This window comes from Endozoicomonas atrinae (assembly GCF_001647025.1).
Taxonomy (GTDB): Bacteria; Pseudomonadota; Gammaproteobacteria; order Pseudomonadales; family Endozoicomonadaceae; genus Endozoicomonas; species Endozoicomonas atrinae.
Genome location: NZ_LUKQ02000160.1, coordinates 1 through 13090 on the forward strand (window position 1 = coordinate 1; position 13090 = coordinate 13090).

Below are 13090 nucleotides of genomic sequence, written 5' to 3' on the forward strand. Positions count from 1 at the left end.
TTACTTCCTATCTCTAGTAGTCGTGGGGACAACTCAGAGTTAAGAAGTAGCATGGGTAGTTCATGGCAGGCGGAGCCAACCATTCATAACCACGTCCATAGGACGTGGGTTTTCACGATGCACTAAACTGTTCCACATTAAAAGGTACCTGAACCTTAAGTAAGGGGATGAATTGTAAAGGAAGTGTATTGCATGTCTCAGGCAGAAATTGTCCATTACTCAAGCAGCAATGAAAAAGTCCGGGCTTTTTTCAAAGGTGCTGCAGCCATTATTCCGCTGACTGTCGCCGTCCTACCCTGGGGTATCCTGACGGGCTCTCTCGCTATTGAATCGGGTTTTGACCCTGTTCAGAGTCAGGCATTATCGGGAGTTGTATTTGCCGGTGCTGTTCAACTGGCCATTATGGGCATGATTCAGGCCGGAGTCGGTTTGGGCAGCATCCTGATATCCGCCCTGCTCATCACCTCCCGCCATTTCCTCTATTCCATGGTGATGCGCAAGAACATCAGCCCTCTGCCCCTCAGATGGCGTCTGGCCCTGGGCTTCCTGTTAACCGATGAACTGTTTGCCATTGCCAATCCTGGCCAGCTGAAACGCTTTGACCCCTGGTACGCACTGGGGGGAGGGTTATGCTTTTACCTTGGCTGGAATCTTGCCACCCTTGGCGGCATTATCGCTGGAGAGAGCATTGATAATCTGGATACCCTCGGACTGGATTTCGCCATTGCCGCCACATTCATCGCCCTTGTCATCCCGACCATCAAAAATGCCCCTGTACTGGTCTGTGTACTCACGGCACTGGTGACCTCTGTCATTTGTGAGGTAATGCATATTCAGGCAGGTTTGTTAATTTCTGCTCCCCTGGCAATGATGGCAGGTTTTGCCTATGCCAAAGCCACTGCCAGAGGAGAACATTAATGGATACCTGGGCTATTCTGTTGATCGTAGCGGCACTCGTATTTGGCAGCCGCTTTCTCCTGATGGAACCTTGGTTACCATTAAAGCTCAGCGAAACTGTTCAACAGGTATTGAGCTTTTCGGCCCCTGCAGTACTGACAGCCATTGCGGCACCCATTGTATTTATTCGTGAGGATCAGCTCAGCATGTCCATGGACAATCATTACCTGATTGCCGGCATTATCGTGGTGTTTTTTGCCCTTATTACAAGAAACACATTACTGACGGTCATCCTGGGCATGCTGTCATTCCTGATTTTAAAACATGTAATATAAACAGCGGGAAGTCATGGGTTCGGTGGCAGAGAGTTCAATGCACCGAACATCGTGCTAGACTGAACGGGAAGTATTCATGGATGAGACTTTATCGGGGGCACGCTTATGTACAAACTACTTTCAGCCATATTCCTTATCCTTCTTGCTGCCGGCGTACTGGCCAGAAGCTTCGATCTTTCGGTATACAAGGATGGCTACTATCTGCGCTACGAATTCCCACGCTACGGCAATGAGGCCTGGTTCGAAGTAACCCTGGGCAAACGCCGGGGTTTGGCAGGGGTTATTGATGAAGTAAAAAATAAAGCCAGCAAATAATTGCTGGCTTTATTTTCACCTCTTTATGCTCCGATAAGCTGATTACTGTTTACCGGAGCCTGTAATTGAGCTCATTAGCTTAGACACTGACTTTTTAAAATCATCAATGGCCGAAACACCCAGCTTTTTAACATCCACCAGGTGAGGCTCAGCCTTGTCGAAGTACTCATCAAGATGATCCACTTCTTCATGCTGCATATCCTGCCGTTCAGCCTCCAGCTCTTTTTCAAGACGTTTCAAGGTTGCCTTGACCTCTTTGATTTGAGCCTTTAACTCCTTTTTGTGTGCCTTGTATTCCTTGAGCGTTGTCATCATGTCCTCCTCAGGCAGTTATCGCGATCAGGATAGCAGGTAGAATGAAAAAGACACCCACCACATAGACCAGCACCATCCATTTATTCCGGCTAGCCACCTGGGCAAAACGACGGGCAAGCCTCGGTGGTATATTGCGAAGGAATGGAATAGTGTAAATCAAAAGTACTGCTGAAACATTAAACAACAGATGGACAAGTGCTATCTGCAGGGCAAAGAATCCCATGGTTCCCTGAACTGCTGTCGCCGCCAGCAAGGCAGTAATCGTCGTACCGATATTGGATCCCAGGGTAAATGGATATATCTCCTTGAGCTTGAAAATACCATTTCCGGCAAGCGGTACGATCAGGCTGGTACAGGTTGAAGATGATTGAACGGCAATGGTCATCATCATGCCTGAGAAAATACCAGTAGCAGGCCCCCGCCCAATCGCTTTATGCAGGATCTGCTTGGCTTTACCCACCATCAAATGCTTGAGCAGCTTACCAAGATAAATAATGGAAATAAAAATAAAGGCCAGTCCTGTCAACGCCAGGCAGACGCCCGCCCACAGGTCAGGCAAAGAACCATAGACGCCCTTGAACAGATCTACAGAAGGCCCTGTAAGCACTTTAACAAAGTTTAATCCTTTGATACTGACAGAGTCGCCTCCAACCAGCATGCTGGCCAGGAAGTCTGATGACTTGGCCAGAAACCCTGTCATAATCTCCAGCGGGAGAAAAATGATAACCGCCATCAGGTTGAAAAAGTCATGCACGGTAGCGGCAGAAAACGCTCGACGAAACTCTTTTTTCTTACCGATATGCCCCATACTAACCAGCGTATTGGTCACAGTGGTACCAATATTGGCACCCATAATCATCGGAATAGCGGTGGCAACCGGAAGGCCTCCGGCAACAAGGCCAACAATCACCGATGTCACGGTACTGGATGACTGAACAACCGCAGTTGCCAGTGCACCTGCCACCAGCCCCAACACCGGGTTTGTGGCAAAAGCAAATAACTGACGTGCCCCATCAGCACCACCAGAAGCCCACTTAAAGCCGGAACCTATCATCCCGACAGCGACCAGCAAAAGGTAGATCATCAGCGCAACTAATAGCCACTGAACAACCTGACCTTTCGATTGCGTCGACTCGGCTGTATAACTGGGTTGCATTTGAACATCCTGCAAGGTGAATAAACTCGACTATCCAGAAACAACAACACTGGATATCACGGCATCAAACTGGATCACCGAAAAACGATCGTTCCATTGAAGGAGGACAAGCATAAAGAAACCGTAAAGGAGTCTCAAGCCTGTCCCAAATAGAAATGAAATAAGAAAACAGGTGGAGGTAATACCAACGCTCTTCTGTTACATGATCAGACCTGCTCCCTCACCACTAGTATCATCCCCTGATTTCCCGTCACCGAGACCCTGCGCCCCTGTGGTACAGGCCTGTCCGACTCAACCTTCCAGAGTGTATCGCCAATCTGAAGTTTACTCTGTCCTGCTGGCAAGTCATGCTCAAGTACAATGGTTCGGCCTATTAACTGTGACGCCCGATTATTTAATTCAGGACTGTCGCTCTTGTTGTTTACCTTTCGGAACAACTTCCAGTAGGCGAGTGAGAGCAGCAAGCTGCCAATCCCAAAAATCATCAGCTGAGTGGGCCAGCTCATGTCAGGCACCAACCAGAGCCAGAGAGAAACAACCGCAGCAGCGGCTGCACTACCCAGGAGAAAACCACCCGCACCGAGCGCCTCTGCACCCAGAAGTACAAAGAGCAGAATCAACCAATGCCAGGGTTCCAGTGTAATAGCAATATCCATCAAGCTTCCTTCTTGCTTCCCTTCTTAAGAGTGGCTTCTCCCACCAGCTCCTTAATACCGGCGATGGAGCCAATCAGGCTACCAGCCTCCAGAGGCATCATGATCACTTTATTGTTCTCCGCGGACGCTACATCCTTCAGAGCCTCAACGTATTTCTGAGCTACAAAATAGTTAATCGCCCGATGATCACCTTCTGATATAGCCTTGGATACCATGGCCGTTGCAACCGCCTCGGCTTCGGCCAGACGTTCACGAGCTTCGGCTTCCCGCCTGGCAGCTTCGAGCTCACCTTCCGCCTTGAGGATCTGAGCCTGCTTTTCACCCTCGGCCACCTTTATAGCGGCTTCACGGGCTCCTTCCGCCTCAAGGATCTGGGCACGTTTATCCCGCTCAGCCTTCATCTGTCTTGCCATGGCTTCCACAAGGTCTGCGGGCGGCGCAATATCACGCAACTCAATACGGGTAACCTTCAAGCCCCAGGGGTCGGTTGCTTCATCCACTTTTATCAGCAGACGCTCATTAATTCGATCCCGGTTGGAAAGCATTTCATCCAGCTCCATGGATCCTAACACAGCACGGATATTGGTCATCACCAAGTTTTTCATGGCTCGATCAAGATCGTTCACCTCATAGGAGGCTTTGACGGCGTCCTGAACCAGGTAGAAACAGACGGCATCCGTAGTAACCTGAGCGTTGTCTGCACTGATCACCTCCTGAGGCGGGATGTCCAGAACCTGCTCCATCATGTTCATTTTATTACCAATATTATCAATCACGGGCACAATAACATGCAGCCCGGGCGTTAACGTCTTGGTGTATTTGCCAAAACGCTCGACGGTGTAGTTATGCCCCTGGGGAACAATTCGTACACCGGTTGAAATAAGAACAGCAATAAGGACAACAAAAGCAATTGCTGTGATTTCCATACCCATAGGAGGCTCCTATTTACAGACTTTAATCATTAATGGCCAGCCAACAGGAGCGCTCAAAATTAGACATAAGACCAACCATCCATGGCTGGGGCATAAACCACACAGGTCAAAATGAACACCTTTTCAACATGGAGCAACCATGTTCTGCACAGTTCACGTTGACTGACCGCTATCGTGGTTAACCGCTCTAATGACTCATTAAGTGCGCCCCTGGAAAAGCCCGGTTATTTATTAAGTCCTGTTATTTTATAAAGCACAAATAAAACGATTATAGATTCACAAAGAAAATCAGTCGTTTAACACTACTTCATTCCAAAACACTTCAAAATAAATGCGTAGTTAAAAGCTTCTTCATCAATCCACTCATAACGTTTGCTGGCTCCCGCATGCCCTGCATGCATATTCATGTTCAGCAGCAGCAGGTTCTCATCCGTTTTCAAATCCCTTAAACGCGCCACCATCTTGGCTGGCTCCCAGTAAGTAACCTGTTCATCGGATATCCCCGAATTAAACAGCATCGGTGGATAATCCCTTGCCTGCACATTGTCATAGGGAGAGTACTGCATAATATAGCCAAAGTCGTCAGCACTGGTGACCGGATTGCCCCACTCTTCCCATTCAGGAGGGGTCAATGGCAGGGATGCATCACTGATCGTGTTAATGACATCAACAAAAGGCACATCAGCAATCACGCAGCCAAACAGATCTGGACGCAGATTGGTTACCGCGCCCATTAACAACCCACCGGCACTGCCTCCATTGATCGCAATCTGACTTTTACCGGTATAACCCTGTCTGACCAGGTACTCCGTTGCATCAATAAAGTCATTGAAGGTATTCATCTTATGGCGCATTTTACCATTGAGATACCACTGATAGCCCTTTTCATCACCACCGCGAATGTGTGCGGTTGCATAGATGAAGCCCCGATCGACCAGACTGAAGAGCTTTGACGAAAAGCCAGCCGTCATCCCATAACCGTAGGAGCCATAACCGTAAACCAGGGCTCGATGAGAACCATCCTTAACAAGCCCTTTTTTATGAATGATGGTTACCGGAACGCGCTCACCGTCCCGTGCTGTTGCATACTCCCGCTTTACCTCATATTTCCCCGGGTCAAAGTTGGGCGTCTCACGGGTATAGACCGCGGTGGTTTGAACAGTCTTCAGGTCCAGTTCAAGAACAGTACTGGGCATAACTGGTGAGGAATAATCCAGCCGAACAGTTGTGGCGTTATGATCCCAGTCGCCCGAAAAGTCCAGTTCATAGGCTTCATCCGGCATGGATACGCTCTTTCTGTTACCGGACACCATATCCTGTACCACCAGCTCATCCAGTGCTCTTTCGTTATTTTTCTGCTCAATAATCAGATAATGGTTGTAGAAATGAATATCCGTCAGGCTGATGCTATCACTTTCGGCCTGAATCAAATTCCAGTGTTTCTGGCCCCATTGATTTACCGATGTTTTAAACAACTGGAAATTATTGGCACCATTGAGGTTGGTGAGAATATAAAAGTCATCGCTATAGTGGTCGAGACTGAATACCACATCATCAGTGCCGTGGGCGAACAGACGGAAGTCTATTGATGCGCGGGGAGAGACATAGACAACCTGACTGGAACCACTGTTGAGGTAAACCATAACGTACTCATGGTCTGTGGTTTCCGAGAGCGACAGAAACATCCCGTCAAATTCATCGGGTTTAGAAAAAACCAGTTCTTTCTTCTCCGGTCCCTGATGAATATTAATTTTATAGACATTTTTACCACGGGCCTGCTCATCGCGCTCAACCACCAGAAGATGCTCATCATCAATCCAGAGTATTGAACCAGTACTGTTATGGAAGGTCCATTCACTGTCCTTTCGGGTCTCCAGGTTCCGAACCCGAATGCTTCGCTCCATGGAACCGGTCAGGTTATAGCCATAAGCAAGAAAGGTATTTGCCCGGTTGGTGATGGAAGGGCCAAACATATAGAGATCCTTGCCATCAGCCTCTTTGTTGACGTCCATATAAACGACTTCAGGCAAATCCATCGAGGCATTGCGACGACAGAGAATGGGGTAGTTCTTCCCCTTCTCTTCACGGTAATAATAAAGAAAACCGCCTTTTTTCACTGGCCAGGACTGATAATCTTCCTTTATCCGGGACAGAATTTCCTGATAAAGCTGCTCCTGAACAGCCTTGCTGTCTTTCATTTGAGCATCTTTATAATCACTTTCAGCATTGAGATACGCCAGAATCTCCGGGTTTTTAAAATCCAGATCTCCTGCCACAATATTCTGCCAGTGCTCATCCCGCAACCAGTGGTACTCATCAATACGGGTCTGGTCATGCTGAATAATGGAATGTGGAATTTTAGGAGCGACCGGTGCTTTCAAACGGATTTCCTCAGAGGCAGATAATGTCAAAGCCAGTGTCAGTAAACACAATAAACTGTTCTTCAGCATACCACGCACGCCTATGGTGGAAAGAACTCGATAGTTAAGAGCATAGGCGCAGCGTAAAGTTCTGTTTGTCTATCGCGTTATTTCAATATTACGGATAGTGCTGATTCAATCCAGCGCTGAAAGTTATTGGCACAACCGCCGCCAGAGCCCACCATAAGGCTGGCTAACTGGTCATATTACGAGGTAGCGATTATTTATTAGATGCAGAAACATGATTGGATAATATCATCTAAAACCATGACAACACTTTCTCATTATCAACACATAATGAGACAAAGCGGTCATAGTTGATGGCTTCAAAAGGTTCAGACACCTTCACCCCACGAGCCTTGGCATCGATATCCAGCACATAAATAGAGCAGCCATCTGGTAAGGCATTCAGCCTGGTTACTGGTGACAGCAGCTCGTATACAGCATCTTCAATCAACAACACAGAGTCGCCACTGGCAACAGCACGAAGACAGAGTTCCAGAGCCTGACCTGGCTTATTTGTGGTATGCAGCGTACTCATCAGAAATTAAACACCCTGGAATGCTGTTGGATAAACTGAGGCAGTTCGTCCCCAGCAATTATTGTCACCCCTTCCTGAAGTGCATCTGGACTGATACCACGCTCATCCAGAGACACCTGATCCACATGAATGGTTTCTATTCCATAAAGAGGCAGTACCTGAAGCATGGCTGAATGATTCTTACGTGGAATTTGACCGGCATCCTGCTCTTTCAATAACTGATAGACCCCATCCCCGATCAGCAGAAGGCTGGTCTCAATATCATATGAAGCTGATACCAGTGCCGTATCGAGAGCCTCACGGGCTGCCTGCCCACTGTAGGGTGCCCGGGTCGAAATAATGCACACAGAATGGCTCATCTCAGGCTCCAAACGTTATCAATCGGTCCGCCATCAGTGCTCCGTCGAGCAGCTGTCCAAGACCGGAAAGCTCATAACCCTTCCGGAGATTATTACCCGGCAACTTATAGCGCTCAGCTTCTGCCTGACCCACAACGCCCCGTCGTAATGCGGCAGCAATGCAAACCACCGCATCCAGATTATGTGCCTGAACAAACTGCTGCCATTCTTCAGAAAGGTTGGACTCATCCTGAGGTGGCTGGGCAATAGCTGTCGCGGTATTCACCCCATCCTGATAAAAAAACAACCGGACAATTTCATGCCCCTGAGCCACCAAGGCCCGTGCAAAGTGCAGTGCACTTTGTGTAGCCTGACTGTTGGCAGGAGCGCCATACACGGCCAGTGCAAACTTCATAACAATAACCTTACGTCAACAGACACTCAATCAGCCCATGTTAACAGAAATAAAACTGGCCAACCCGATCCAACAAAAAAGCCCCGCCAAATGGCGGGGCCCGAGAAAAGCAACTCTAAAAATCAGTCGTCACTGGTAGCACCCAGCAGGTGGAGCAGTGCAGTGAACAGGTTATAGATATCCAGATAGAGAGAAACAGTGGCTCGGATATAGTTAGTCTCACCTCCATGGATAATACGGCTGGTGTCAAACAGGATAAAACCGGACATCAGCAATACAATCAGGGCAGACAGCGCCATGCTGGCAGCAGGGATGTTAAAGAAGATCAGGGCAATACTGGCAACCACAGCCACAATCAGGCCAACCATCAGGAAGCCACCCATGAAGGAAAAGTCCTTACGGGTAGTCAGGACATAGCCGGAGAGCGCAAAGAACACCACAGCTGTTCCGCCCAGGGCCTGCATGATCAGGGATGGACCATTGGCCATACCCAGATAATGGTTAAGCATTGGCCCCAGGGCGGCACCCAGCACACCGGTAAAGGCAAAAACAGCGACAATACCCTTGGCAGAATCAGCGGTTTTGTTAACTACGAACAAAAGGCCAAAACCGACCAGAGAGAGAACCAGCGCCGTCATCTGGCTGATCTGCAGAGCCATGGCTACACCTGCGGTGACAGCACTGAACAGCAGAGTCATACCCAGCAGCATATAGGTATTGCGAAGAACCTTATTGATTTCAACGCCTGCACCCAGGCTGGTAGAAGCAGCAGTCATCACGGGTTTGCGGTCCATCTTTGTCATTCCTCTATATAGATGTAATACCAATTATTATATCAGACCAATTTACTGGGGCTATAGTTTTAACAATTCCTGACATTTTGCACTCCTGAATACCATTCACTATTTGCGGATTTCCTGCGCCCGAAGCATAGAAAAAGATTACCGTTTATCAAGACATTGACAGAATTCTGATTTCAGGTACTATTTGCCTCGTCGCGGAGGGATGGCTGAGCGGTTGAAAGCACCGGTCTTGAAAACCGGCGTGGGTTAATAGCCCACCCAGGGTTCGAATCCCTGTCCCTCCGCCATATCAGCATGTATTCTTACGCGACCTGCGATAGAGTAAAGTCCTGTGGAGGGATGGCTGAGCGGTTGAAAGCACTGGTCTTGAAAACCAGCGTAGGTTAATAGCCTACCCAGGGTTCGAATCCCTGTCCCTCCGCCACTTCTTGATTCCCCTGTTTGATAATTTCACTCCCTGTTATTTATTACACTACTGTTGCCCAGCCCCCTCCCTGCAAAAACCATCTCCGAAACAAAGTTTGTGATAATTGCTCCCCGCCTTATTCACCCAAAATAGAATACTGTTGAGTGTCACCAGCAAAATATGGCGCCGACAGACAGAGACTTTTTATATGCTCACTTCAATGTGAAGGCGGCCTTGTCAAAAACGGGAAATCTCATCGCAGCCACTTTTAAAGAAGGTCTTGATAGCACAAACATTAACAATACTCATGCTGAACTTAGGTATCTCAGGCAAGGCGAAAATCTGGTACTTCCACATTGACATTACTCAATGCAGCATCGCACCTGCTTAATGCTTTCGACCAGAGGGTATAACTGGGTGTAAGTAAATCCGGGCAACTGGACATATATTCAAAGAAAATACACCCCACCTAATTCATGTTGAAATAATTCTGGAAAGACTGATGAGATGAAACAGCATTCTCTTTCAGCTTTGCTGGCTGCATGCCGGAAACGCCTGCCTGCTCTTCTGAAGAAACTCTGGGTCTCATATACAGATGATAATTATCGGTTGCATCACTAACTTTCTGCTTACGCTTTCTTGTAGACATAGAAAAATTCAGGTCAACAGTCCAGAAGCATCCCTTCTGGTTTTCAGGCTTTACCTCACTTTTTATAAAGGCTTTATTCAAGGAGAGGTTATGACGCACAGAGTTTTGCCATGTTCGTTTATTGTTTTCGTTAAAACATGAATAGTTCTCAGACAAGTACTCATAAATCTGGCTTAATGTTGCTCGCTGATCTGGCTTACTCAAGATCGCATTTTTAATCATCGTAACGTAGCTGTCTGACGGCCTCCCAGGTATCACTGACCTTGGGCGGGCAACATTTGAACCCGACCTGCACGGTAGCGTAGTCGTTGAAGATACTGAATTGATCTGGCTTCCAACACCAGACTGACAGGAGAACACTCCCGAGTCCAATGGAGGTGAAAGGTCAGGGCGTGGAGAACCACATTCTGTGACCACATCATCTGCCACGCCTTGATTTGGCAGGAATGCTTGCAGCATAGGAACACACGGTAAAGTTCCTGTCACTCCAGTACTCAAGGATGGTCCGCCCCACCCTGCCGGGAGAACTGGCAGTCCCTGCGAAAACACCTGTGGTGATTGAGTTACAACCGACGGCTCAAATGCAAACGGATTATGGACAGGAAGACCTGCTGGTACCTGATGATTTCCTGGCAAGCAAGGCGTATCAATTAAATCAGATAAAGCATTCATGTCCTCTTCGGTATAAACCTCCCCCCAATGACTGGAGGAAGACTGATCACCACTGAAAACCGTAGAAAGGTCATTTGGGGGTAATGGTGCTACATGCCTCATTGGGGGAAGAGGTAAGTCTGCAATAGCACCCATCATGTGAGTAGCTACCTGAGACCTTGCCGACACCTGATGCCCCCACAACCCCATCGATGCAGTTGGTTGAGCAGGGCGAATATCATCAGAAGGATTAGGGGAATCCGGCCGGATTATAGACTCAATACTGAAATTTGAATGCATTGAACCATCCTTTAAAAATGCGCAATTGGTTTCATAGTAACGTGATGCCAAGGCAAAATAGTCGAGTTTTATGGAGCATGCACTCCAAGCCTTAAAATCATCAGAATTAACATGCCTGATACGATCACTGCCCTACAAGGTCAGGAAGCCTGCCCCCCCCCAGTTGTCACTTGCTTTGATCCGTTAAAACAACTCATCGATTTACAAACTCACTCTTTATTCTCAGATCAACCCCGTAAGGAACCACAAACAGCATACTCAACTCATAAAAGATCTTAAACGTCGGCTCATGTGATTCTGAAAAGCCCACTCCATCAACCTTTATTTTACAAAGCATGTACTTTATTTGGACTCATAACCCAATGACCTCCCTGCTTCTGTCCTGCTGTTTCACTGCATTTTGCAAACGCATCATTCATACACAGAGTTGACCTCATTGAAGACTGCCATGATTTTTTATCGACTGTTGCAAAATAGGGAAACTCCTCAACAATCAATTGATAGAGTTCCGGTACAGTTGCCCTATTACCATCGGCTTTTTCCAAGGCTCGAGTGATAATAGCGGCATAGCTAAGAGAAGGTTTTTCCAACACCCCAGAACTTTCCATAGAACAGGAATATTCATTCGAACACGGAGCTGGAGAAACCATGGATAACAAATCAGTGCTATCAGTATCTTCAGACGAAGAACAGAGCCTTGGATTAGCTACACCAGAAATGTCGGGAGTGCCAGGCACTGACGAAGGCAGCCCCTCAGATGAAATCGATGAATCCTGTCTACTGAAAACATCTTCAACTTCACCGGCATCGCCTGAAAAATCTGGACTATCTGCTTTGCAACCGTCAACTGCAATATCACAGTGTACAAACACCATTTCCCGGAGACTTAAACCAGCCTGAGACTCCTTTCTGTATAGATGGGATTCCCCCATGACCTCTTCGTTATGATAAAAATCACTGGTAAAGTCGGGTTCTTCAGTCTCCATATTCTCCTTGCACTCACCATCAACTGCTGAAACAAGCATTTCTGGAAATGGGAACTGTAGATTTTGCAGTTCAATATAAGTGCGTTGGCCACACGCTGATAGATCAAAGGAACCCTGATCCAGGAATATTTTATCAGCAGGCACTGGCTCGACTTTATTCTGCCCCCAGAAAACAGGAGAAGGTGAATAATTAACGGATCCACCATTATCATAATAAGTTTGATTAATACGTTCAGAATAAAAATAAATACCTTCTTCAAACATGTATAAACCTTATATTCAATTTATTCTCTATTAAAGCAGCCGCTGTAGTGATTTATAGTAAAAACTTCTAAAACCGCCATGCCACATCAACAAACTTTCAAAGTCTATACATTAATTAGATATTCTTTATTTTTATTTCTGAGAGAGCCCAATGAAAAGCGTTCATTTCAAAAACAAAAACCAAGATAAAATCTGGTCAAAATGATAAAATATACCGTTTTAAAAATTGACTGGAGTGATACTGTAAAGCAAGACGAATCCTATCCAGCTTCTGCGCTTCTATATCAACGCTTTACTTTATTCGAAACAGTCAATCAAGAGAGCTTACTGGCAAGTAAGGGGATTTCAGGTAAGGTGACAATGTTTCGCAGCCGATAAATCATAAAACGGCAATACAAGAAAGAAGCCGTTCCGGTACACATTCCTGAAAAAGAAAAACCCCGCATAGTGCGAGGGACCGTAGAGAACGACAAGAGTCGTTGGGGTTCCGGGGCATCCTGCTGGTTTTTCAGGCATCCATCGGCTCACTTCATTGTGATGCCGGAATAACACCCTCATCCCTGAAGGTCTGTTTCACTCAACGCTGTCATCACCGGCGTAAAAAGTCCTCAAAACACCAGTCCAAAATGACCTGTCGTTAAGTATAGCTTTTTGGGGTGGTCTGCAAGTCTGATAGTTCCAGAAAGTTAAATATTTTACTAAGCTGACTCT

14 protein-coding genes and 2 tRNA genes are annotated in these 13090 nt (G+C 47.0%); 5 read left to right on the forward strand and 11 right to left on the reverse strand.

What is annotated here, in order from left to right; translation table 11 throughout:
• The first annotated feature begins 192 nt into the window (after positions 1–192).
• From AK963_RS18820 to AK963_RS18830, 3 genes are all read left to right on the forward strand, one after another.
• Positions 193–918, forward strand: coding sequence for an AzlC family ABC transporter permease (locus AK963_RS18820; RefSeq protein ID WP_066016981.1), 726 nt, complete (start codon positions 193–195; stop codon positions 916–918).
• Positions 918–1232 (forward strand): AzlD domain-containing protein, encoded by a 315-nt coding sequence (locus AK963_RS18825; protein ID WP_066016982.1) that lies wholly within the window; start codon positions 918–920, stop codon positions 1230–1232. The genes AK963_RS18820 and AK963_RS18825 overlap by 1 nt, the downstream gene beginning before the upstream one ends.
• A 105-nt stretch (positions 1233–1337) precedes the next feature.
• A complete protein-coding gene (locus AK963_RS18830) occupies positions 1338–1547 on the forward strand; it encodes a hypothetical protein (protein ID WP_066016983.1) in 210 nt (69 codons plus the stop codon).
• Between the two features lie 42 nt (positions 1548–1589).
• Here AK963_RS18830 and AK963_RS18835 read toward each other — a convergent pair whose 3' ends face one another.
• The 9 genes from AK963_RS18835 to AK963_RS18875 form a co-directional block, all read right to left on the reverse strand.
• Positions 1590–1862 (reverse strand): hypothetical protein, encoded by a 273-nt coding sequence (locus AK963_RS18835; protein ID WP_139117508.1) that lies wholly within the window; start codon positions 1860–1862, stop codon positions 1590–1592.
• A gap of 7 nt (positions 1863–1869) precedes the next feature.
• Entirely contained in the window at positions 1870–3018 is a 1149-nt protein-coding gene (locus tag AK963_RS18840) for a Na/Pi symporter (protein ID WP_066016985.1), read from the reverse strand.
• 206 nt (positions 3019–3224) lie between these two features.
• Entirely contained in the window at positions 3225–3674 is a 450-nt protein-coding gene (locus tag AK963_RS18845; RefSeq protein ID WP_066016986.1) for an NfeD family protein, read from the reverse strand.
• Positions 3674–4606 (reverse strand): SPFH domain-containing protein, encoded by a 933-nt coding sequence (locus AK963_RS18850; RefSeq protein WP_083232764.1) that lies wholly within the window; start codon positions 4604–4606, stop codon positions 3674–3676. Before AK963_RS18850 ends, AK963_RS18845 begins: the two co-directional genes overlap by 1 nt.
• A 302-nt stretch (positions 4607–4908) precedes the next feature.
• On the reverse strand, positions 4909–7056 hold the full coding sequence (locus tag AK963_RS18855) for a S9 family peptidase (RefSeq protein WP_083232765.1): 2148 nt from the start codon (positions 7054–7056) through the stop codon (positions 4909–4911).
• Positions 7057–7285: 229 nt separating this feature from the next.
• A complete protein-coding gene (gene tusB, locus AK963_RS18860; RefSeq protein ID WP_066016987.1) occupies positions 7286–7567 on the reverse strand; it encodes a sulfurtransferase complex subunit TusB in 282 nt (93 codons plus the stop codon).
• Positions 7567–7926 (reverse strand): sulfurtransferase complex subunit TusC, encoded by a 360-nt coding sequence (tusC, locus tag AK963_RS18865; RefSeq protein WP_066016988.1) that lies wholly within the window; start codon positions 7924–7926, stop codon positions 7567–7569. Before tusC ends, tusB begins: the two co-directional genes overlap by 1 nt.
• Before the next feature lies 1 nt (position 7927).
• Entirely contained in the window at positions 7928–8320 is a 393-nt protein-coding gene (gene tusD, locus AK963_RS18870; protein WP_066016989.1) for a sulfurtransferase complex subunit TusD, read from the reverse strand.
• Between the two features lie 122 nt (positions 8321–8442).
• A complete protein-coding gene (locus AK963_RS18875; protein ID WP_175404566.1) occupies positions 8443–9114 on the reverse strand; it encodes a Bax inhibitor-1/YccA family protein in 672 nt (223 codons plus the stop codon).
• Between the two features lie 205 nt (positions 9115–9319).
• Between AK963_RS18875 and AK963_RS18880 the strand changes: the two genes are divergently transcribed.
• Positions 9320–9410: transfer RNA gene (locus AK963_RS18880), tRNA-Ser, on the forward strand.
• A 46-nt stretch (positions 9411–9456) separates the two neighbouring features.
• Positions 9457–9547: transfer RNA gene (locus tag AK963_RS18885), tRNA-Ser, on the forward strand.
• Positions 9548–9998: 451 nt separating this feature from the next.
• Here AK963_RS18885 and AK963_RS31455 read toward each other — a convergent pair.
• Positions 9999–11129: a forkhead box transcription factor gene (locus tag AK963_RS31455; RefSeq protein WP_083232766.1), complete on the reverse strand. Its 1131-nt coding sequence runs from the start codon at positions 11127–11129 to the stop codon at positions 9999–10001.
• A 326-nt stretch (positions 11130–11455) separates the two neighbouring features.
• Positions 11456–12379: a forkhead box transcription factor gene (locus AK963_RS18905; protein WP_066016993.1), complete on the reverse strand. Its 924-nt coding sequence runs from the start codon at positions 12377–12379 to the stop codon at positions 11456–11458.
• Between the last annotated feature and the right edge of the window lie 711 nt (positions 12380–13090).

Excerpts from the sequence above, each read along its gene's own strand:
- AK963_RS18820 (WP_066016981.1), top strand. The coding sequence starts at position 193 with ATGTCTCAGGCAGAAATTGTCCATTACTCAAGCAGCAATGAAAAAGTC.
- AK963_RS18825 (WP_066016982.1), top strand. The coding sequence starts at position 918 with ATGGATACCTGGGCTATTCTGTTGATCGTAGCGGCACTCGTATTTGGC.
- AK963_RS18830 (WP_066016983.1), top strand. The coding sequence starts at position 1,338 with ATGTACAAACTACTTTCAGCCATATTCCTTATCCTTCTTGCTGCCGGC.
- AK963_RS18835 (WP_139117508.1), bottom strand. The coding sequence starts at position 1,862 with ATGATGACAACGCTCAAGGAATACAAGGCACACAAAAAGGAGTTAAAG.
- AK963_RS18840 (WP_066016985.1), bottom strand. The coding sequence starts at position 3,018 with ATGCAACCCAGTTATACAGCCGAGTCGACGCAATCGAAAGGTCAGGTT.
- AK963_RS18845 (WP_066016986.1), bottom strand. The coding sequence starts at position 3,674 with ATGGATATTGCTATTACACTGGAACCCTGGCATTGGTTGATTCTGCTC.
- AK963_RS18850 (WP_083232764.1), bottom strand. The coding sequence starts at position 4,606 with ATGGGTATGGAAATCACAGCAATTGCTTTTGTTGTCCTTATTGCTGTT.
- AK963_RS18855 (WP_083232765.1), bottom strand. The coding sequence starts at position 7,056 with ATGCTGAAGAACAGTTTATTGTGTTTACTGACACTGGCTTTGACATTA.
- tusB (WP_066016987.1), bottom strand. The coding sequence starts at position 7,567 with ATGAGTACGCTGCATACCACAAATAAGCCAGGTCAGGCTCTGGAACTC.
- tusC (WP_066016988.1), bottom strand. The coding sequence starts at position 7,926 with ATGAGCCATTCTGTGTGCATTATTTCGACCCGGGCACCCTACAGTGGG.
- tusD (WP_066016989.1), bottom strand. The coding sequence starts at position 8,320 with ATGAAGTTTGCACTGGCCGTGTATGGCGCTCCTGCCAACAGTCAGGCT.
- AK963_RS18875 (WP_175404566.1), bottom strand. The coding sequence starts at position 9,114 with ATGGACCGCAAACCCGTGATGACTGCTGCTTCTACCAGCCTGGGTGCA.
- AK963_RS31455 (WP_083232766.1), bottom strand. The coding sequence starts at position 11,129 with ATGCATTCAAATTTCAGTATTGAGTCTATAATCCGGCCGGATTCCCCT.
- AK963_RS18905 (WP_066016993.1), bottom strand. The coding sequence starts at position 12,379 with ATGTTTGAAGAAGGTATTTATTTTTATTCTGAACGTATTAATCAAACT.